18 protein-coding genes are annotated in these 19,721 nt (G+C 73.0%); 14 read left to right on the forward strand and 4 right to left on the reverse strand.

Features of this window, described 5'->3' with window-relative positions; genetic code table 11:
• Positions 1-42: 42 nt before the first annotated feature.
• The gene (locus ACZ6KY_RS26380; protein ID WP_469312760.1) at positions 43-1,059 is read right to left on the reverse strand and encodes a ScbA/BarX family gamma-butyrolactone biosynthesis protein; all 1,017 of its coding nucleotides are present in this window, start codon (positions 1,057-1,059) and stop codon (positions 43-45) included.
• A gap of 376 nt (positions 1,060-1,435) precedes the next feature.
• Between ACZ6KY_RS26380 and ACZ6KY_RS26385 the strand changes: the two genes are divergently transcribed.
• Positions 1,436-2,617, forward strand: a complete 1,182-nt coding sequence (locus ACZ6KY_RS26385; RefSeq protein ID WP_469312761.1) for a cytochrome P450 family protein — start codon at positions 1,436-1,438, stop codon at positions 2,615-2,617.
• A gap of 124 nt (positions 2,618-2,741) precedes the next feature.
• Here the strand turns inward: ACZ6KY_RS26385 and ACZ6KY_RS26390 are convergent, their stop codons facing one another.
• A complete protein-coding gene (locus ACZ6KY_RS26390) occupies positions 2,742-3,743 on the reverse strand; it encodes an NAD-dependent epimerase/dehydratase family protein (protein WP_469312762.1) in 1,002 nt (333 codons plus the stop codon).
• A 153-nt stretch (positions 3,744-3,896) separates the two neighbouring features.
• Here ACZ6KY_RS26390 and ACZ6KY_RS26395 point away from each other — a divergent pair, with 153 nt between their 5' ends.
• Positions 3,897-4,622, forward strand: a complete 726-nt coding sequence (locus ACZ6KY_RS26395) for a ScbR family autoregulator-binding transcription factor (protein WP_469312763.1) — start codon at positions 3,897-3,899, stop codon at positions 4,620-4,622.
• 21 nt (positions 4,623-4,643) lie between these two features.
• On the opposite strand, the gene ACZ6KY_RS26400 is transcribed toward ACZ6KY_RS26395, so the two are convergent.
• A complete protein-coding gene (locus tag ACZ6KY_RS26400; protein WP_469312764.1) occupies positions 4,644-5,636 on the reverse strand; it encodes a ScbA/BarX family gamma-butyrolactone biosynthesis protein in 993 nt (330 codons plus the stop codon).
• Between the two features lie 1,123 nt (positions 5,637-6,759).
• Between ACZ6KY_RS26400 and ACZ6KY_RS26405 the strand changes: the two genes are divergently transcribed.
• From ACZ6KY_RS26405 to ACZ6KY_RS26455, 11 genes are all read left to right on the forward strand, one after another.
• Positions 6,760-7,398 carry a ScbR family autoregulator-binding transcription factor gene (locus ACZ6KY_RS26405; RefSeq protein ID WP_469312765.1) on the forward strand — a complete coding sequence of 213 codons (639 nt, stop codon included), beginning with the start codon at positions 6,760-6,762 and terminating at the stop codon, positions 7,396-7,398.
• Between the two features lie 267 nt (positions 7,399-7,665).
• On the forward strand, positions 7,666-8,523 hold the full coding sequence (locus ACZ6KY_RS26410) for an AfsR/SARP family transcriptional regulator (RefSeq protein ID WP_469312766.1): 858 nt from the start codon (positions 7,666-7,668) through the stop codon (positions 8,521-8,523).
• Between the two features lie 95 nt (positions 8,524-8,618).
• Complete coding sequence (locus ACZ6KY_RS26415; protein WP_469312767.1) at positions 8,619-9,563, forward strand: SRPBCC family protein; 945 nt, start codon at positions 8,619-8,621, stop codon at positions 9,561-9,563.
• A gap of 59 nt (positions 9,564-9,622) precedes the next feature.
• Positions 9,623-11,035 (forward strand): hypothetical protein, encoded by a 1,413-nt coding sequence (locus ACZ6KY_RS26420; RefSeq protein WP_469312768.1) that lies wholly within the window; start codon positions 9,623-9,625, stop codon positions 11,033-11,035.
• Positions 11,032-11,925, forward strand: a complete 894-nt coding sequence (locus ACZ6KY_RS26425; RefSeq protein ID WP_469312769.1) for a 4'-phosphopantetheinyl transferase family protein — start codon at positions 11,032-11,034, stop codon at positions 11,923-11,925. Before ACZ6KY_RS26420 ends, ACZ6KY_RS26425 begins: the two co-directional genes overlap by 4 nt.
• 125 nt (positions 11,926-12,050) lie before the next feature.
• Positions 12,051-14,096 (forward strand): condensation domain-containing protein, encoded by a 2,046-nt coding sequence (locus tag ACZ6KY_RS26430; protein ID WP_469312770.1) that lies wholly within the window; start codon positions 12,051-12,053, stop codon positions 14,094-14,096.
• Positions 14,097-14,201: 105 nt separating this feature from the next.
• Positions 14,202-14,402, forward strand: a complete 201-nt coding sequence (locus tag ACZ6KY_RS26435; protein WP_469312771.1) for an acyl-CoA carboxylase epsilon subunit — start codon at positions 14,202-14,204, stop codon at positions 14,400-14,402.
• Positions 14,403-14,730: 328 nt separating this feature from the next.
• Positions 14,731-15,588: an AfsR/SARP family transcriptional regulator gene (locus tag ACZ6KY_RS26440; RefSeq protein WP_469312772.1), complete on the forward strand. Its 858-nt coding sequence runs from the start codon at positions 14,731-14,733 to the stop codon at positions 15,586-15,588.
• 136 nt (positions 15,589-15,724) lie between these two features.
• Positions 15,725-16,456, forward strand: a complete 732-nt coding sequence (locus ACZ6KY_RS26445; RefSeq protein ID WP_469312773.1) for a phosphopantetheine-binding protein — start codon at positions 15,725-15,727, stop codon at positions 16,454-16,456.
• A 119-nt stretch (positions 16,457-16,575) separates the two neighbouring features.
• Entirely contained in the window at positions 16,576-17,448 is an 873-nt protein-coding gene (locus tag ACZ6KY_RS26450) for a 4'-phosphopantetheinyl transferase family protein (protein WP_469312774.1), read from the forward strand.
• A 339-nt stretch (positions 17,449-17,787) separates the two neighbouring features.
• On the forward strand, positions 17,788-18,609 hold the full coding sequence (locus ACZ6KY_RS26455; RefSeq protein WP_469312775.1) for an AfsR/SARP family transcriptional regulator: 822 nt from the start codon (positions 17,788-17,790) through the stop codon (positions 18,607-18,609).
• 155 nt (positions 18,610-18,764) lie between these two features.
• On the opposite strand, the gene ACZ6KY_RS26460 is transcribed toward ACZ6KY_RS26455, so the two are convergent.
• On the reverse strand, positions 18,765-19,040 hold the full coding sequence (locus tag ACZ6KY_RS26460) for a hypothetical protein (RefSeq protein ID WP_469312776.1): 276 nt from the start codon (positions 19,038-19,040) through the stop codon (positions 18,765-18,767).
• 235 nt (positions 19,041-19,275) lie between these two features.
• On the opposite strand from ACZ6KY_RS26460, the gene ACZ6KY_RS26465 reads away from it, so the two are divergent.
• Positions 19,276-19,665: a hypothetical protein gene (locus ACZ6KY_RS26465; RefSeq protein WP_469312777.1), complete on the forward strand. Its 390-nt coding sequence runs from the start codon at positions 19,276-19,278 to the stop codon at positions 19,663-19,665.
• The last annotated feature ends 56 nt before the right edge of the window (positions 19,666-19,721 follow it).

Here is a 19,721-nt window from a genome sequence, read left to right on the forward strand (position 1 = left end):
GTGGGGGGTGTTTTCCCGGTCCGGTCGGTGGTCGGTGGTCGTTCAGTTCGGGGCGTCGGGTGTGCCTGAGACGGTGGCGGTGAAGACGGTGTATTCCTGCTGTACGCCGGTGATCCGTATGCTCGAACCGCCGGTGGGTTCCTCGCGGTGCGTCGCCTCGATCCATACCGGCGAGGTGAACTCCGCGTACTGCCGGAATTGTGCGTGCACCGAGGAGGGGGTGAATCCTTTCGGTCCGCCGAGCGCGGTGGCTGCCTGCCAGGCCGCCTCCAGCAGGACCATGCCGGGGTAGTGGTCGCCGGCGTGGTCGAAGAGGACCGCGTGCCGCGGATCGGGGTCGAGGAGCCAGTGGCCGGGCCGGTCGCCGGTGGCGAGGACCACGTCGGCGGGCGCGGACTTGCCGACGGCGGCCGCGGGCAGGGTGTGCCGGGGCCGCGTCCGGGTGTACAGTCCGGCCGTCGTGGCGGTGCCGCGCAGCCGGCGGTAGGTTCCCTGCGAGATGCAGGTGAAGCGGCCGCCGCCGACGGCGCACGGCCGGCCGCCGCGCTCGATGGTGATGGCCATCTCGAAGCCCGCGAGCCGTTTGCCCCTGCGGACCACATCGGAGCAGGTGGCTGTCAGGGACAGTTCGCTTGGGCCCCGTCCGATCACCATGTTCTCGGCGGAGGTGGTCAGGTACAGCTCCGACAGCAGGAAGTGGTGGCCCAGAGGTACGTCGAACTCGGCGTGCGCGAGGAAGAGCCCGGTCTGGCGGATGGTCTCGGCCGCCTGCAGGGCGTCGTGGTGCCTGCCGTCCGCGCTGGTGAAGAACGGGTGCATGCGCGGCCACTCGCCGGTGAGGGCGAACCGGTCGTCGCCGAGCTTCTCGCAGCCGGTCAGGAAGACCTCCGCGTGGCAGGCCCGGTGCACGTACTCCCGGGGAACCGTGGTCGTCAGCATGGCCGGCAGGCCGGTCGGGCCGGCCAGGTCTGTCCAGTCGGTCAGGCCCGTCACGGGCGGTGCTTCCGGCTCTGGTGACGGGGTGACGAGAGCTGTCGTACGGGTCGTCAGAGCAGTCACGCGCTCTCCGCCTCTCTCCACAGAAGTCAAGCAGATGGGGGAAGAACTGGTAGGCCAAATAAGATACGGACTAACCGGTTTTATTTTCAACCCCAATTCGGCATACTGTGACCAGAGCTCGCGCGCCCCGCCCCCGGCGCAAGCGGTGGAAGGCCTTCCGCTAAAGGGGCGGTCCCCGGCGCGGGCCCGTCGGGTCTTTCAGACGAATACCGCACGTACGGTTTTGTTGATCGCGTGGTCCTGGACGTCTGGGCCCGCCTCGCCGACCGGAGGGTCGATGTCTCGTCAGCAACGGTGCCCGTACACATTCGATCCGTCAGGACGGGATCTCCACGGTGAGGCCGCCCGGCTGAGGGAGCGGGGGCCCGTCGCCCGGGTGACCCTGCCCGGTGGTGTCGAAGCGTGGGCGGTGACCGGTCACCAGGAGATCAAGGCCCTGCTGGTCGACCCCCGGATCTCCAAGGACGCCTACCGGCACTGGCCCGCGTGGGTCGACGGGGAGATCGCGCAGACGTGGCCGCTGGCGATCTGGATATCGGTGCAGAACATGGTCACCGCCTACGGGGACGACCACAAGCGCCTGCGCGGGCTCGTCGCCGCCGCCTTCACCGCCCGTAGGGTCGTCCGGCTGGCGCCCCGCGTCGGGCAGATCGTCCAGGACCTGCTCGACCGGCTCGCCCGGCTGCCGTCGGACCGGCCGGTGGACCTGCGGCAGGAGTTCGCCCACCTCCTGCCCGCGCAGGTGCTCGCCGAGCTGTTCGGCATCCCCGAGGAGCACCGCGCGAGGCTGCGCCGGATCATCGCCGGTTTCTTCCGCACCTCCGCCTCGCCGGAGGAGGCCCGGCAGAACGGCGTCGATCTGTACCTGACGATGAACGAACTGCTCGCCCTCAAACGCGGCACCCCCGCCGAGGACCTGACCAGCGCGCTGATCGCGTTACGCGACGAGGACGGGACCCGGCTGACGGAGAAGGAACTCGTCGACAACCTCATCCTGCTGTACACGGCGGGCTACGAGACCACGGTGAACCTGCTCGACAACGCGATCGCCCTGCTGCTGGCCCACCCCGGGCAGCTCGCGCTCGTCCGGTGCGGGCAGGCGACCTGGGAGGACGTCGTCGAGGAGACCCTGCGGATGGACGCCCCCGGCGCGAACGGGATCCTGCGCTACGCGGTGCAGGACGTGGAGATCGGCGGGGTGGTGATCCCCAGGGGCGACCCGCTGGTCATCTCCTACGTCGCCGCGGGGCGCGACCCTTCGGTGCACGGGGCGCACGCCGACCGGTTCGAGGTCACCCGGGACAGCCGCCGTGACCACCTTTCCTTCGGCCACGGACCGCACTTCTGCCTCGGCGCCCAGCTGGCACGGCTCGAAGCGACGCTCGCGCTGAGCGGCCTGTTCACGCGGTTCCCCGCGCTGGCACTGGCCGTGCCCGCGCGGAGCCTGCGTCCGCTGGAGTCGTTCATCTCCAACGGGCACCGTGAACTGCCCGTGCTGCTCGGGCCGTCCGCCGCGGCGGGGGAGCTGGGGCAGGCCGCGGTCCTCGCGCACCCCTAGGACGTGCCCCGGCGCCCGGTCGTGCGCCGGGCGCGCCCGGGCCGGGACGGGCGCCGGGCGTGCCCCGGGCCGGGACGGGCGCGGCGCGGCGGTACGGTCACCGCCGGAGGACGGTCGTGCCCGGTCAGGCGCAGGCCCCGGGCCGGGCGGGGGCGGCCGGGGGCGCTCCCGCCCGCCGCGATCGCGGCCCGGAACGGGTCGTGGCGGTCTCGCGCAGCAGCGGGCCGTACCACCCGAGGTGCGCGGCGAGGCCGTCGGCGGGGGCCGGGCCGGGATCGCAGCCCAGCTCCCGCCAGACACGATCGCTGGCGAACCAGTGGTCGGTGGCGAGCATCCCGAGGTGGTGCAGGGCCGCGGGGAAGCCCTCGGCCAGTTCCCCGGCCCGCCCCAGCGGCAGCAACTCGCGCTCCGGCAGGCCCAGTTGCTCCGTCACCAGGTCGATCAGAGCCGAAGCGGGCACCGGGCGCGGGTGGTTGACGTGGACGGCCCCCGGCAGGCCGTGTTCCCGCAGGGCGGCCGCGACGGCGGCCTCGGCCAGCACGGCGACGTCGACGGCGGAGTGCACCGAGGGGCACGCCACGCCCGCGCCCAGGAACCGTACGAGCTCCGCCAGCCCGGGAAGCACCCATCGGTCGCCCGTGCCGTAGACGAGGTGCGGGCGCAGTACCGTGCCGCCGGCGGCCAGTACGTGCCGCTCGGCGGCGGCACGGGTGCGGCTGGTGGCGGACGCCGGGGCCCGTACCAGGCCGGCGGGCTCGGCGTCGCGGAACGGGCCGCGTCCGTACACCGCGGCGGTGCTGACGTACACGATGCGGCGCACTTTGTGGCGCAGCGCCTCGTCGACCAGCGCCCGGGTGCCCAGGTCGTTGACCCTTTGCAGACTCTGCGCGTCGCCGTCCACGAGGGACGCGCAGTGCACGACGGCGTCGATCCCCTCGCACAGGCCCTTCAGCGACGCGGGGTCCGTGAGGTCCGCGCGCACGGCCTCGGCGCCCTCCTGTCCGTCAGGAGCGTTTGGACCGCGGTATACCAGCCGAACCCGCGCGGGCGGTTTTGTAAGGGCGGCGCGGACCACATGACGGCCGACGAAGCCGTTCGCCCCGGTGACCAGTACGTTCTTCGACATGTGAGGCTCCTCGGGGCGTCCGGCGGGGGCGAGGGCATAACGAAATACGTCAAGTGATCATCATCGGCTTGTGAAAATACGGACTACCTGGTTTTGTTCTAGTAGCGAGCGGGCACCTGGTGCCGTACCCAGCAACAACCAGGGAGGGCCTTCATGGCACGGCAGGAGCGCGCGATCCGGACGAGACTGGCGATCGTGACGGCAGCTGCTTCGGTCTTCGACGAGTACGGATACGAGCGCGCCACCATCGGCGAGATCCTGGCCAGAGCCGGGGTGACCAAGGGAGCGCTCTACTTCCACTTCCCGTCCAAGGCGGCCCTGGCCGAGGGCGTGCTCAGCCAGCAGTTCAGTCTGATCACGGTGGAGCCGAGCGCCTCCAAGCTGCAGGAACTGGTGGACACCGGGCTCACGGTGGCCTATCACATGCGCAGGGATCCGCTGGTGAGCGCGGTGGCGAGACTGAGCCTGGAGCAGGACGTACGGGCCCAGTTCGGCACCGCGGCCATCACCCAGTGGATCGACGCGAGCGCCTATCTGCTGACCGAGGCCAAGAAGCAGGGCGAGCTCCTTCCGCACGTCGTGCCGTCGGAGACCGCCTGGCTGTTCTCGGCCGCCTGGACCGGCGTGCAGGTCTATTCGCAGATCCTGTCGCAGCGGGAGGACCTCGAGGCGCGGGTGGTGTCGCTTTTCGGGCACCTGCTGCCCGGCATCGCGGTTCCGGGCGTCCTGACGAGCCTTGAGATCACCACCGGGCGGGCGATGGAACTCGGCGCCAGGAGCGAGGCGCGGGCACGGGAGGCGCTGGCCGACGATCCGGCGGACGACGAGGCGGCGGACGAGGGAGCGCCGGCCGGGGAAGCGGTGGCGGCGGCGAGCTGACCGGCCGGGTCGCCCGCCCGGTCAGCTCGCCGCCGCCACCGTCACCGTGGAGCGGAACACGGCCTCTCCGTCCTGATGGCCCGTCACGAGCACCGATTCCGTGGCATCCGCGCCGGTGCCGGGGACGCGGCACGCCTCGATCACACAGTGACCGGCCAGTTCGGTGGCACGTCCGAACTCGGTCGTGATGTCCAGCAGCACGCAGGAGCGCCCCAGCGTCACGGCCGTGGCCTGGCGGGCGGCTTCGAGCAGCATCATGTCCGGCACGTGGTCGATCTGGCGGTCGAAGAACACGGGGTGCCCGATGTCCACGCGCAGCAGCCACCGGCCCGGTTGTCCCATGGCGGACAGGACGGCGTCCATGGGCGAGCGGCGTCCGGCGGTCTGCGGGGGGACCGGGGCCGTCGGCGCGGTGACCTGGGGCCGGTCCTTTTCGGGCAGGTGGTGGGAGCGTATCCGCCGGTCCGCCGGCGGGGTGAGGCAGGTGAGCGCGCCGCCGCCCGTCGCCGCCAGGTGACCGTCGCGGTGGATCTCCACCTCGACGCGGAGCCCTGTCAGGGTGCCGTCGTGCCGCTCCGCCGACCGGACGGCGACGCGGAGTTCGAGCGTGGCGGGCGTCCAGCCGATGCCGAAGTGCTCGGGACGGGCGCTCACGCCGATGTCCCCCACCAGCAGCTGCCGGTCGAGTGGAACGCCGTACTCGGCGTGGGCCAGCAGGATCCCGGCCTGACGGATCGTCTCGGCGGCGATGAGCGGGTTGTAGCAGCCGTCCGCGGCGAAGAAGCTGTGCCCGCGGGGCCACTGGGCGGTCACGGCGAAGTGGTGGTCGTCCACCCGCTCCCAGCCGGTGAGCATCACCTCGGCGACGCTCGCGCGGTGGACGAGTTCCTTCGGCACGGTGGTGGTCAAGGGCCGGACGAGCAGGGCCCGCGTCCCGGAAGGCGTGGCCGGGTCGCTCTGCGCGCCTGTCGTGCCGGGTATCGCGTGATCGATGCGGAACGTGCTCACAGACATGGTTTCCCCCTGAACCCCATGGGCCTGGTGCCGAGGGAACCTCCTCGGCAGGGCAAAGATACATACCATCCGGTTTAATTTCCAGAAGGAGTCGGCAGTCGGGCCTCACGACAAGGGGAAGGACGCGTTCCCGGCCCGGATCGCCCGTCCCGGCCCGGGGCCGGGACGGGCCCCGGGGGGTCCCGTGCGGCATCGGACCGCGTGGCGGCCGCCGTCCGGCGGCGGGCGGGGCGCGCGGTCCGTTCCGTGTTCCCGGTGATCCCGGAGCCGTTCCCGGGCGGCCCGGCCGACCGCTCCTGCGGGCCCGGGGCGAAGGCCGGCGGCTGGAGGGAGCGGGGCCGGGCGGCCCGTCGAAACGGAACCGCCGGCCGGCCGGAACCCGGTGGGGCGGGGAGCGGGCGCCCCGCATCGCTCCCGGTTCCCGGATCGGCGGCAGGGGTCCTCGCAGGTCTTTACATAAACCGCCTAAGCGGTTTGTTATGATGTTCGTCCATGGGTCGGGCCGGACGTCCTCGGTCGTGTCCCAGGAAGGGACCTGACATGGCGATGGCGACGGCACCGGTCGAGCCGGGGCTGACCGGCGTGCGGGGCCGGGGGGCCGCACCGCGTACGGTCCTGGGGTCTTTCCCGAGGGCCGGGCAGCCGCCCCCGGCCCCCGGGCCGCCCCCGGCCCCCGGGCCGGGCCCGGGGACCGGGAGGCCGGACGCGGACGGACGCGGACGCGGCCGTCACGGCCGGTGTCCCCGGCCCGGCCGCCGCCGGGGCGGTGACCTGTGAGGAGGGCACCCGCAGCGATGCGGGCGGCGTCGGCGCCCCCGCTTCGTCCCCGCTTCCACGGGAACGGCCGGCAGGCCCTGCCGGCGGCGCCCGGCGGTGACCGCGCGGACCGGCGCGGCGACGTCCCGCCGGACCCGGTGCCCGCCGTCGCCGGCGGCGGCGAGTACCCGAAGGCGCCCGGGCGCCGCTCGCGCGACGGGGCCGGGGGACCGGCCGTTGCCCCGCGACGCCCCGTGCCGGTCCGTCCCCCGGCGATCCCCCCGCGCGCACAGCAAGCCGCCGTATCAGGAACGACCCGAGGGCGGGCCGGTGGCGTCACCGGCCCGCCCCAGTCAGGAGAACCGTCATGGTGAAGCAGGAGCGTGCCGCGCGCACGCGGCAGGCTTTGGTGCAAGCGGCCGCCGAGGTGTTCGCGCAGGACGGCTTCGCTCTGGCGTCGCTCAACTCCATCAGCAGGAAGGCCGGGGTGAGCAACGGCGCGCTGCACTTCCACTTCGAGAGCAAGCAGGCCCTGGCCCGCGCCGTGGAGGACGAGGCGGCCGCGGTCGTGCGCACCGTCGCCGGGCCGGCCCCGGCCGACGGGCCGAATCCGCTGCAGCGGCTCATCGACGCCACCCATGCCCTGATGGGGCGGCTGGACCGGGACGTCGTGGTCCGGGCCGGTTTCGAGCTGGGCAACGACCTGCCGCGCCGGGACGGCGCCGTGGACCTGCGGGGGGTGTGGCAGGGCTGGGTCGAGGAGGTGCTCAGGGACGCGGAGCGCGAGGGCGTGCTCGCCGAGGGCGTGTCCGCGGCCGACGCGTCGGTCGCCGTGGTGGCGGCGACGGTGGGCTTCGAACTGCTCGGCGCGGACGACCGCACGTGGATGTCCCCGGCCACGATCATGCAGTTCTGGGACCTGCTGCTGCCCCGGCTGGCGGCGGCCGACGGTCTCGGCCGGCTGGTGTCCGGCGGCACACCCGTCACCGCGTCCGGCCGAGCATAAACAGCACGGAAGGTCTGTCAGTGAACCCTCGATCGCTTGACTCGCGGTGGAATCTCCAGGGGTCCCGCCGTCGAGGCCGACCCTTCTGCCGCGGCACCCGTGACGGGAGTTCGGCTGTTTTCCCTGGTCGGGCTGATTGACCTGGGCCTGAGGATCAACCCGGAAGGAGAAAATAAAACAGCTCAAGCGGTTTGATATTGACAGACTGTGTGTGCTGTTTTTTACTGGGCGGGGCCGGACACCGCACAGGGAGCAGGGGGAGACGGCGTGGACATCGATGTACTCGGCACACTCGCCGTACGGCACAACGGCGTGTCCATCACGCCGACGGCACCCAAGCCGCGCCAGGTGCTCGCCCTGCTGGCACTGCACGCCGGCCAGGTCGTCCCGGTGGGCGTCCTGACCGAGGAGTTATGGGGGGCCGAGCCCCCGCGCAGCGCCCGCGCCACCCTGCAGACCTACATCCTGCAACTGCGCGAACTCATCACCGCCGCCCTGCAGGACGGCGCCCGGGACGGCACCGGGGAGGACACCCGGGACGGCACCGGGCCCCGCCGCACGGCCAAGGACCTGCTGCTGACCGTACCCGGCGGCTATCTGCTCAAGGGCGACGACGGCATCAGCGACGCAAGGGAGTTCGGCCGGCTCGCCGGCACCGGATACCGGGCCATGGACGCCGAGGACCACCCCCGGGCCGCCCGGCTGCTGCGCGAGGCACTCGGTCTGTGGACCGGTCCCGCCCTCGCCGACGTGCACTGCGGTCCCCATCTGCGGCCGCACGCCAAGCAGCTGGAGGAGAGCCGGCTGTGCGCCATGGACCAGCGCGTCGAGGCGGACCTGCGGCTCGGCCGGCACCGGGAACTGCTCGCCGAACTGACCGTGCTGGTCAACCAGTACCCCACCCACGAGAGCCTGTGCGGTCAGTACATGCTCGCGCTGTACCGGTCCGGCCGCCGCGGCGAAGCGCTGGGCGCCTACCAGCGGCTGCGGGCCACCCTGGTGCGCACCATGGGCCTCGAACCGTCGTCCGCGCTCGCCAAGCTGCAGCGGTCCATCCTGGTGTCCGGCCCCGACCCCCTCCCGGCCCGCCCCGCGACGAGCCCGTCCGTGGCTCGCGCGGGCTGACGCCACGCCGCCCCCCCGCGCCCTCTCCATCAGGAATCGAGCGCCGCTCAGGCCCGGCCGTGCAGCGTTGATCACATCGGGAGGAGGGGTCGCGCATGGCGTCGCAGCGAGTGCACTCCGCCCAGCACACGGTCTCGGTCACGGCGCCCGCCGGGGTTGTCTACGGGCTGCTCGCCGACGCCCCGCGCTGGCCGGTCCTGCTGCCCGGCTTCGTCCACGTCGAGCGTGTCGACTTCGACGGCACCGAGGAGAGACTGAGGCTGTGGCAGCTGCGCCACGGCCAGGTGTGCTCCGCGCTCGCCCGTCGCGTGCTGCGGCCGCGGGAGCGCCGTATCGAGTTCGAACTGCAGGACGCCCTTCTGCCCGGTGCACCGACGTCCGGAACCTGGAGCGTGGCATCCGACGGCGCCGACCGGTGTCTGCTGACCCTGCGCCACGAGCGGCCGGCCGAACCCCGGCGGACCTGCGAAGCACTCGCGAGCGGTGTGAGAGCCGAGCTGGCGGCACTGCGCGAGGCGGCCGAGCGCTGGGACCGGCTGGACGAACTGCTGCTGTCCTTCGAGGAGAGCGTGTACGTCTGCGGGGCCCCGGAACTCGTCTACGACTTCCTCTACCGCATCGAGGACTGGGCCGAACTGGTTCCCGACGTGGAGTGGGCACAGGTCACCGAGGACCAGCCGGGAGTACAGACGGCGGTCCTGCACACCTGTGCCCCGGAGACGGGGGAGACGCTCGTGTCCCAAGCCGTACGGCTGTGCTTCCCGGCCGCGGGGCGGATCGTCCACAAGGAGACCGTGACGCCCGACCTCCTCGCCGCACACTACGGGGAGTGGTACCTGGAGCCCGACGCGACCGGAGTACGGGTCGTCTCCACCCATCAGGTGATGCTCCGCGAGAGCGCCGTGGAGGCGGTCCTCGGCGCGGGAGCTCTCCTCGTGGATGCCCGCAGGCACACGCGCGAATGGCTGGGCAGGTCGAGCACGCAGGCACTGGTCCTGGCCCGGTGGCACGCCGAGAGCGCCGTACGCCGGCTGCGATGAGAGTCCGCCTGGCAAAGACCGTCACGGCGACCGGTATCACGACGACGAGGAGATCGGTGATGTCCCTGACCCGGCCGCTCCCGCCCGCCGGGCAGCCCCGGACCACGCGCGACACCCCGGGCGCCGCGGGTGAGGCGGCCGGCGCGGCACCGTGCGCGGCGCGCCTCGAAGCGCTGCTCGGCGACTTCCGGGACCCCCGCAACCCCTACGGCCGGCAGGCCCTGTGGGCCACGGGGCGGGCGGACCCGCCCGCCCCGCCCGCCGGCCTGCCCGGTGTCGTGGACGTGCCGGCCGCCGACCGGCTCGCCCGGGTCCTGCGCCCGCTCTTTTGCCGGGATCTCGCCCTTGCCCACGCCTGGAGCATCAGCCCGCTGCTGAGCACACCGGTGCCGCACCCGGCCGCCGCGCTGCTCGGGCCGGCGGCGCTCCTCGCGGTGACAGGCGGCGTCCTGCGCAGCACGACCCGCATCGTGGACGGCCTCGGCAGGCACGAACCCGCTGCCAGACAGTGGCAGCCGGTCCTGGCCTCGGTCTTCGCGGACCTGCTGGCCTGCGAGAGCCTGACCGCCGTGGCCCTGCGCTCCTGCCCCGGCCCGGACACCGCCGGCCCGGCGACGCCGGAGCGGGAGGCCGAGCGGCCGCTCGCCGCCGTCGTGGGGTACCTCGTGCCCGAACTGGTGGGGGAACTGCTGGGCGATCTCGAACTGGTGCTGACCGAGTGCGGTTTCAACGGCGACAGCCTCGAACGGCGCACGCTGGCCAGGATCCTGCGGGACCGTGGCTTCGCCCGGACCGACCGGACGGCCGCCGGTGCCGCCCGGACCCGGATCGTGCAGGGGCTCAGCGCGGCGGGCGGCTCCCGGCCGGACGACGGCCCGCAACGCGCGGCGCTGTTCCGGATCACCGAGGAGGCCCCCGCCGGGACATCGGGCACCGGCGGCCTGCGGTTCGTCGCGGCGGCACTCGCCGACGCCGCCGGCCGTCCGGTGGGCGAAGGCGGCACCGGAGCCCTCGCCCGCGCCGCCCGCAGACTGCTCGCCGAGCAGCGGGCGCTGCGGGCCGCCTGCGCGGCCACCGCCGTGCACGACCCCGCGGACCCGGCGGCGCGTGCTCTGGCGGACCGGCAGGCCTGGCTGACGCTGGCCGCGGCGACGCTGGGCGTGCGGGAGGCGGCGGCCGGGGGGCCGAAGACCACGGCAGGCGGGCGCGAGAGCGCGGCCGGGGGGAGCGGTCGGCCTCCACGCCGGTCATGTGATGAATCTGCCGTACGCAGGACGGCGGCCGGGGAGCGTACGGCCTTCCTCGGCGGAACCGACTGGGCGCTGCTGGCACTCGGGCGGATCATCGCGCGGCTCGCACTGCCCGTGCCCGACCGTTCGCCGGACCCGCAGCCGGGCGTGTGGGAGGAACTGGCCCGGCGCGCGGCGCACGGCGTGGACTGCGACCTGTACGCGACGAGCCTGCCGTGGTGAGCGGAGCCGGCGCGGCGCACGGCCGGACCCCGCAGGCGCTGTTCCCCCCGCCGTACCACGTTCCCGGGCCGGACGGGCCGTGGGAAGAGGTCCAGGAGCGGATCGAGCGGACGGGCCGGGCGGTGGTGCACACCACCTGGGGCCAGTGGCTGACACCGGTCCTGCTCGATCCCGGGCTGCGCACGCTGCTGGGCCGCGACTGGCCCCGCTACCGGCAGCATCCGGCCCCGGACGGGCGGCTGGGCATCGCCGTCTCCCGGACGGTGCTCAAGCACACGGCCGCCGCGGCTCTCCAGGTCCCCGCCGAACGGCTCGACCTCGCCTCCCTGCCCGGCGGACGGCCCGTGCTGCGTGGGCTCGGCGAGGACCTGCAGGTGAGCCTCAGTCACACCGGCGAGCTGATCGTGGTCGGTGTCGGCCGCACCGGTCCGGTCGGTGTGGACGCCGAGCCCGCCGGGCGCCGGATCTCCTTCGAGGCGATGCGCGACCACGTGTGCACCGCCCGGGAGGCCGAACTGCTCGCAGCCCTGCCCGAGGAGGAGCGCACCGAAGGGTTCCTGCGGCTGTGGACGCTGAAGGAGGCGTACACCAAGGCGCTCGGCCACGGAATGCGGCGCCGGTTCTCGGCGGTCGGCTTCGAGCGGGACGCGACAGGAACCGTCCGGCTCACCGGGGACACGTCCGGGCAGTGGTCCTTCGCCACCCATCTCGTCGAGGGGCGCTTCCTGGTGAGCGAGGCACACCGGCGGGACGCCGCGCCGGAGACGCCGCAGGGGACAGGGGCTCCACCGCCCGCGGACGGGCCGGCGCGGCCGCCTTCGGCGAAGCCGCCGCAAGGTGCCCGGGTCATCGGTTTTCCCGGGCGGCGGCAGGGCTGCGGGCCGTGGTGAGCGCACGCGTCCGCCGGAACTGTCGGGGTGCGGCCGCAAGAGCCGTGCAGAAACGATTCGAAAAGGGGGGTCGGGGTGCCGGACACGGCTGCTGAGGCAGACGTGCCGGCTACCCCGGGGAGCGGATGAGGAGTCATTACTCGCCCGACGGCGTCGTCCCCGCCGTGGTGCACGAACCGCCCGGCACCCAGGCCTGGTCGCCGCTCGTCTTCGAGCTGTGCGGACTCACCCGCACGCATGCCGAGGCGGTCGCCGCCCGCGTCGCCGAGCGCCATCGCGCGTACGACGTCGAACTGGCCGCGGTACCGGACACCGAGCGGTTTGGCAGGCATCTCCTGCGGCTCGTGTCCCGTGCCCCGGCCCGGGCGGACGGGCCGCTCACCGACGACCTGCTGGCCGACCTGCTGGCGCCGCCCGCGGCGGACACGGTCGCCGTGAGCGGACATCAGCGGGCGCTGCTCACGGCGGCGCTGAGCAGCCCGGCAGGCCCCGGCCGGTATGTGGAGCAGATCTTCTGGGACTGGTCGGGGCCGCTGGATCCCGGCCGGTTCGCCGCCGCCTGGCAGTCCGTCGCCGAGCGCGAGGCGGTGCTGCGCGCGTCCTTCGACTGGGCCGGCGCCGCCCGCCTGGTGCTCCACGACCACGCGGCCGTGGAGGTCGTACGCCATGGGCACGCCGACATCGGCTGGAGCGGACTGCTCCGCCAGGAGCGGGCCCGCGGCTTCGAGCCGTACCGGCCGGGTCTGCTGCGTGTCTGCCTGCTCGAGGGGAAGCGGGACACGGGCGGCGCCCAGCGGCCGCCCACCCGGGTGCTGATGACGTATCACCGGGCCCTGCTCGATGAGCGCGGGGCACGTCTGCTGGCCCGGCAGTTCTACCGTTCCTACCTCGCCGGGGGCGTGCTGCCCGGCGGGGACCGGCGGCCCGACATCCGGGACTACGCCCAGTGGCTCGGCCGCCAGGACCCGGCCGGGGCCCGGGAGTACTGGGCGGCCGCCGCACCGCCCGTCGGCGCCGCCGTCCGTGTGGGCCGTTTCGGCGGGCCGCCGCGCAACACCGGGGGGCCGGACAGGATCAGGTTCAGGCTCGAACCGCCCCACACCGCCCGGCTGCGCTCGTGGGCCGCGGTCCGCGGCGCGGGGGAGAGCGGCGTCCTGCACGTGGTGTGGGCCCTGTTGCTGTACCGGGCGGCCGGGGCCGAGGGGCCGCTGCCGGTGGCCTTCGGCGTGCATCTGTCCGGGCGGGACATGGCGCTGCGGGCCGCGGCCGACATGCCCGGACTGCTGGGCGGCCCGCTGCCGATGACGGTCACCGTGGACCCCGCCGCGCCGCTGACGGAACTGCTGCTGCGGGTGCGGGACACCGCGCTCGACCTCACCCCCTACGCCTGGGTCTGCGGCAGCCGGATCCGGGAATGGAGCGGGCACCCCACCGGATCCGGCCTCACCGAGACCACCGTCCGCTTCGACCGCCACCCCGAACTGCCGCAGAACCTGCGGGCCGAGCTGACGGCGCAGGGCATAGGGGCGGGCGCGCCGCACAGCGCCGGAGGTGACACGAGTCCGCCGGTCACCCTCGTCGCGCACTGCGACGCCGACGGAGCCCTCGCGCTGAGCGCTCTCTACGACAGGGCCAGGTTCACCGGCACCGCCGTTTCCGGCATGCTCGCGCAAGTCCTGCACCTGCTGCGCAGTCTGCCCGGACACCCGGACGAGGGGTTCACCGTCGGCGACGCGCTGAGCCTGCTGGGCACCTTCGACGTGCCCCTGATGGCACCGCCCGAACCCGTCGGCACCGGGTCGGCGCTCACGGTCCTTCGGGCCGGGGAGCCCGGGGCGGACGTCGTGTGCCTGGTCTCCGTTCCCGGTGTCACGCCCGGTGCCTACGAGACGTTCGCGCGCGGGTACGACGGACCGGAACGCGTGGTGCTGCTCGGTACGACGGGCCGTCAGGTGCTGTCCGGCTCCCGGAGCGAACTGCTCCATGGCGGGCGGCGGTTGATTCTGTGCGGGGCCGGTCCGGCCGGCCGGACCGCCCATGAGATCGCCCGTCGTACGGCGGCGCGGACGGGTGCCGCCCCGGCCGTGGTCATGACCGGGGTCGGTGGCGCCGCCGAGAGCGCGAAGGCGTTGTCCCGTGCCCTGCGGGCGGTGCGGGCGCGCAGCGTCTGACCGGTGGCTCCGCTCCCGCGCCTCTGCTGGGCCGCATCGCCTCCAGCGGGCCGAGAGCACCCCTTGAGCGCCATGGCCGACGGTGACCGGGACGGAGGAGGCGCCATGGGCGGCACGGACCGCGCGGAACCGGTTCTGCGTGTCGAGCGCGGCACGGCGACCGGCGAGGAACTGGCCGCACTCGTCCTCGTGCTGCTGGCCCGGTGCGGCCGGGGGGCGGCCGGGAGCGTACAGCCGCGGCGTGCGGCCGTTCCGCGCTGGTGGCAGCGGCCAGGGGACCACGAGGAAGCGCGCAGCCGGCGGTAGGTGACGAACACCGCCCCCGGTCTTCCCAGCAGGCGAAAGAACAAGACCTTGTGGTCTGTTTGAGAGGCCTTGACGGAGGTCATCGGCCTGTTCTCTGGCGGGAGATTCCTCCCTGTATGCGAGATGCGCACACGCCTCCGTGCGGGCGGGAGGGGTGTCAAGGTGGCGGCAGAATGCGAAAGTTGGCAGGTGGGCGGTCGTTTTCGAGATCTGCCACACTTCTGCTCGAGGGCAAGAAAAACAGGACGTGCGGTTTCGTATTGACATACCGTTCGTGCTGTTTTTAACTCGTGAAGTGCCAGGAGCACACATGGACTGAGGAGACGGCGTGGACATCGACGTACTGGGTGCACTGGACGTGAGGGAGAACGGGGTGTCCGTCGCTCCGACGGCGCCGAAACCCCGCCAGGTTCTGGCGCTGCTCGCGGTGCACGCGGACCGTGTGGTGCCGGTCGCCTCGCTCGTGGAGGAACTGTGGTCGGGCCGGCCACCGCGCAGCGCACGCACCACCCTGCAGACCTATGTGCTGCAACTGCGCGAACTCATCGGGGCGGCGCTGGCCCGCGGCGCCGGACAGCAGGCCGGTGCAGGGCCGGAACACCGCACCGCCAAGGACGTCCTGATCACCCTGCCGGGCGGGTACCTGCTCGCCGCCGGCGGCGGTACCAGCGACGTCCGTGAGTTCGACCGCCTGGCGGGACTGGGCTATCGAGCCATGGACGCCGGTGACTTCGCGGCCGCCTCCCGCACCCTCGGCGCCGCCCTGGACCTGTGGTCGGGATCCGCCTTCGCGGACGTGCAGACCGGGGTCCAGCTCGCCATGGAGGCCAGACGCCTCGACGAGAGCCGGCTGTGCGCACTCGACCAGCGCATCGAGGCGGACCTGCGGCTCGGCCGGCACCGCGAGGTCCTCGCCGAACTCACGGTCCTGACGAGCCGCTACCGCACCCACGAGAACCTGCACGCCCAGTTCATGATCGCCCTGCACCGCTCGGGGCGGCGAGGCGAGGCGCTCAACGCCTACCTGCACCTGCGCACCACCCTCGGCCGCGACCTGGGCCTGGAACCCTCCCCGCGGCTGCGCCGGCTCCAGCACTCGATCCTGATGGCCGAACCCGAGACCCCGTCGGCGCCGACCCGCGCCGTGCGCCACCCGGACGCCGGACCCCAGGCCGTCGGCCGGTAACCGGCGTACCCCTGATCGCTCCGACGGCGATGCGGACATTCCCGCCCTGCTCCGCAGGAGCTTCGTCTCTCCCCCGCAAGCGGGAGGCACCCCCGCCCCGGCCGAAAGCCGGGGTATCCACGAAAGGGACGACCTGATGACCAGCGAGCCGACAGCATCTCCCGACGGCCGCGGAGACATCCTCGCCGAACTCACGGCCGTGCTGGCCGGTGTCGTGCACGCCGACCCCGACCGGGTCGACCCCGAACAGCCCTTTTCCGTCCTCGGCCTGGACTCCCTGCTCACCGTCGAGTTCGTCTCGGCCCTCGCCCAGCACTTCGGCGTCCGGATCGCCGGGGCGGACCTCTACGCGTACGCCACACCCGCCCTCCTCGCCCGCCATCTGGCGGCTCTGCGCCATGGCGCGGACGACGCCCCCGCGGTTCAGGACCCCGGTGCCGCAGCGGCGGTGCTGGAGGTGCTGCGCCACCAGCTGGCCCGGATCCTGCACTGCGACCCGTGGGAGATCGAGGGCGGCGCCGCCTTCGCGGAGCTGGGCATCGACTCCATTCTGGCGGCGGACTTCGCCGCCGGCGTCAACCGCGCCTACGGCCTGAGCGAACGTCCGGTCACCGTCCACGAGCATCCCAGCCTCGCCGCGATGGCCGCCTACATCGCCTCCCGCACCCGGGACACACCGGCCTCCACGGCACCGGACACCCGCAGCGACGCACCGGCCGCGGCGCCCGCCCCGCAGCAACCGCCTGCCACCACGGCACAGCGGCCCACGCTGTCCCCGGAGGAGGTGGTCGCGCTCCTCGACGCGGTGCGCGGCGACCGGATCGGCGTCGGCGAGGCCGCCGCACTCCTGGCGAACCGTCCGGCCTGAACGGCAGCCACCACCTGCGGGGCACCGGCAGCTCTCCGCCCGTTTTCGCCCCGGCGTCCCCGCACCGCGACGTCGCTCCGTCCGCAGCGGGACGGCGAACCGAGACGGACTGGAACGACATGACCATCACCGCACCGCAGCCGCCGGGCACCGGACCCGCCCCGCACCACGAGACGGTGCCCCCGGTGAAACTGTGGCTCTGCCCCAACGACGCCCTTCCGCCCGCCATCGCCGCCATCCTGGCCTCGCACTGGCTCGACGAGCGCGAGAACGAGACCGCGGCCCGGTTCCTCTTCGAACGCGATCGCCGGCAGTACCTCGTCGCCCACACCCTGGTGCGCCGCGCGCTGGCGCTCGAGGCCGGACTCGCCGAGGCCGAACTGGTCATCTGGCGCTCCTCACGCGGGCGGCCCTTCCTGCAGCCCCTTCCCGGCGGCCTGCCCAGAGGCGGCGGCCACCTCGACTTCAACCTCTCCCACTCAGGTGGCTACAGCCTGCTCGGCATCGTCCGCAGTCAGCGCGTCGGCGTCGACGTCGAGAGCCTCGGCCGGGAGACGGGCGCGCTGGAGACCATCCTGACCACCTTCACCCCCCAGGAACAGCGCTGGGCGGCCGAAGTGCCCAAAGGACGGCGGCGGGACCGCCGGGTGCTCAGGCTCTGGACGCTGAAGGAGGCCTACTCCAAGGCCCGCGGACTCGGACTCGGCCTGCCCTTCGACGAATTCGCCTTCACCCTGGACGACGACCGGGGAGTCCTCGCCTTCCAGCCCCCCGCAGACGACCTGACCGGACGCTGGCGATTCCTGGAACTGGAACCGGTGCCCGAGGTGCTGGCCGCGGTGGCCGTACCCGCGGACGACAACCCCGCCCCCCACCTGGAACTGCTCCAAGGATTCCCCTGGGACCGGGCCGCCCCGCACACCATCGCCCTGCCGGAGCCCGTGGGCGCACCGCACGGCCATGTTTCCGGGGTGATCGCCGCACAGGTCTGATCCGGCCTGCCGACGCGCGCGAGGGGACCGGTCCGCACGAAAACACGGTGCGAACCGGCCGCGCCCTGTCCGCGCCGGCGAGCGGAAAAAGAAAAAGGGTGCATGCGGCCGGAGAACGGCCGCCGCCTCGGAAACCGGACCGGAATCCAGCGTTGATTTCCGGTATGGGCATGTTCTCGAGCGCCGCGCGCTCAGCGCAACACCCCACGTGGAGCACCGCTGGAGGACCGCTACAGGAAACGCTCGCGGGGCACGGACACGGCTAGCGTGCCTGGCGGCGGAGATTTCCGGCCACCAAAAGGAACTGGACAAGGAACTCGACGAGGTGGGGAGGCCACCATGGAGATTCAGGTTCTGGGTCCGTTGAGTGCCGAGGTCAACGGGGGATCGATCGTTCCGACGGCCAGCAAACCGCGACAGATCCTGTCGCTGCTGGCGCTCCATCCGGGACGGGTCATGCCTGTTCCCACGCTCATGGAGGAACTCTGGGCAACCGAGCCTCCGGCGAGCGCACTGACGACCCTTCAGACATACATACTCCAACTGCGCAGGAGGCTCGGCACGGCCATGGGCCCGGGCGCGCCGGGCGGCGCGAAGGACGTTCTCGCCACGCGGCACGGCGGGTACCTGCTGCAGATCGACAAGAGCTGTGTCGATGTGCACGCCTACGAGGAACTGATCCGCCAGGGTCAGTCCGCGTTCACGGAAGGGGACGACGAGGTGTCCGCGGCGCGGTTCCGCGCGGCACTCGACCTGTGGACCGGCGCACCGCTGGTCGACGTGAAACTCGGTCCCGTCCTCGAGATCGAGGTGATGCGGCTGCAGGAGAGCAGGCTGGTCACCGTCGAGCGGCGCATCGACGCCGACCTGCGGCTCGGCCGCCACTCACAGCTGATCGCCGAACTGACCGAGCTGACCGCCCGCCATCCGCACCACGAGGGCCTGCACTCCCAGGCCATGGTGGCGATGTACCGCTCGGGCCGGCAGGCCACGGCGCTGGAGGTCTACCGCAGGCTGCGCATCCGGCTCATCGACGAGCTGGGCGTGGAACCCTCCCCGCAGCTGCAGCGCATGCACCAGGCCATGCTGGCCGTGGACCCGCAGCTGGACATGCTGGCAGGGCCCCGCCACGGATCGACGTTCGACCTGTTCGCGGCGTGAGGGACGGCGCCGTCCGGCCCACGGCCGGCGCGGCCTCCACGCCCCACCGCACCGCCACCGATCCGTCGCCGAACGGCCGAACCTGCCGTCGGCTCCGGCCGTTCGGCGCTGTCCCCGCGATGCCGTCGTCCTCCTCGTCGGCGTACCGCCTGCCGCTACCGGGGCCGACCGATGCCGGCCGGCGCAGGGGCGGCGCCCGACCCGCCGGGGACGGGCGGGGCAGTGGACAGGGCGCCGAGGATCACGGCCCGCACGGCGGGGCGCGGGACACCGGTGCCGCCCAGCAGACCCGCGGCATACAGGCCGGCCACATCCTGCCGAACGGCGACAGGCGCGATGCCGGTCAGCTGCGCGATGCGTTCAGGCGTGGCCGTGTCGTCCAGCAGGGCGCCGGCGCGGGCGACCGCTGCGGCGGTGGAACCGTGGCGCAACGCGGGGCGGAATCATTGCCGGGGAGGCCACATCACATGCGGCGAGTCGCCGACGAATCCGAGCGAGGTGATTTTCGAAAAAGAGGAGAAGGGGGATCGGCTGCGGGATCATCGCAATGAATTTCCGGGGACGACAGCAGGCCATTTCCTCGCGCCTCACCGGGTTTACTCATCCTCCGTTCCCGTTCCAGCACGGACGGCCATGATTTCCGGGTCGGCCGTACGACCGTACGGGATGACGGACCACGAGGAAGGGCTTCTCGTCATGGAGCTGACGCTGACCGAGCCCCTCAGCGGGGCGCTCCACGAACTTCTCACCGCGCGCAGCCTGTGCGAACGCAACAGGGAACTCGTCCTCGCGCTGGTCGCGGCGGGCAACCGGGGCGAGGTCAATCACCTCACCCGCCACTGGGCAGGCGCCGCCGGAGCGGACGAACGGACTCTGCCCGACGGTCTGGGGCTGGCCATCGAGAGCGTCATCGCCGACAACGACGCCGTCGTCCTGCGGGCGACCGCCCGCGCCGAAGGGGCGGCCTGGTCACTGGTCGCCGAGCTCCACTTCGACGCCACGGGCCGAGTCGAGCAGTGTCATGACCTGCTCGTTCCGAAGAAGGCAGCGAGCTGACGCGGCTTCAGACCTCCGCCGGCCGCCCTGCCAAGCAGACGGCTTCGGGCCGGCAC

The sequence above is a fragment of the Streptomyces sp. NPDC042002 genome (assembly GCF_055588305.1).

What these genes read in the sequence shown, in the direction of transcription:
- ACZ6KY_RS26405 (WP_469312765.1), top strand. Translation starts at nt 6,760, where the DNA reads ATGGTGAAGCAGGAGCGTGCCGCGCGCACGCGGCAGGCTTTGGTGCAA.
- ACZ6KY_RS26435 (WP_469312771.1), top strand. Translation starts at nt 14,202, where the DNA reads ATGGGCGGCACGGACCGCGCGGAACCGGTTCTGCGTGTCGAGCGCGGC.
- ACZ6KY_RS26395 (WP_469312763.1), top strand. Translation starts at nt 3,897, where the DNA reads ATGGCACGGCAGGAGCGCGCGATCCGGACGAGACTGGCGATCGTGACG.
- ACZ6KY_RS26390 (WP_469312762.1), bottom strand. Translation starts at nt 3,743, where the DNA reads ATGTCGAAGAACGTACTGGTCACCGGGGCGAACGGCTTCGTCGGCCGT.
- ACZ6KY_RS26465 (WP_469312777.1), top strand. Translation starts at nt 19,276, where the DNA reads ATGACGGACCACGAGGAAGGGCTTCTCGTCATGGAGCTGACGCTGACC.
- ACZ6KY_RS26445 (WP_469312773.1), top strand. Translation starts at nt 15,725, where the DNA reads ATGACCAGCGAGCCGACAGCATCTCCCGACGGCCGCGGAGACATCCTC.
- ACZ6KY_RS26400 (WP_469312764.1), bottom strand. Translation starts at nt 5,636, where the DNA reads ATGTCTGTGAGCACGTTCCGCATCGATCACGCGATACCCGGCACGACA.
- ACZ6KY_RS26420 (WP_469312768.1), top strand. Translation starts at nt 9,623, where the DNA reads ATGTCCCTGACCCGGCCGCTCCCGCCCGCCGGGCAGCCCCGGACCACG.
- ACZ6KY_RS26455 (WP_469312775.1), top strand. Translation starts at nt 17,788, where the DNA reads ATGGAGATTCAGGTTCTGGGTCCGTTGAGTGCCGAGGTCAACGGGGGA.
- ACZ6KY_RS26415 (WP_469312767.1), top strand. Translation starts at nt 8,619, where the DNA reads ATGGCGTCGCAGCGAGTGCACTCCGCCCAGCACACGGTCTCGGTCACG.
- ACZ6KY_RS26450 (WP_469312774.1), top strand. Translation starts at nt 16,576, where the DNA reads ATGACCATCACCGCACCGCAGCCGCCGGGCACCGGACCCGCCCCGCAC.
- ACZ6KY_RS26430 (WP_469312770.1), top strand. Translation starts at nt 12,051, where the DNA reads ATGAGGAGTCATTACTCGCCCGACGGCGTCGTCCCCGCCGTGGTGCAC.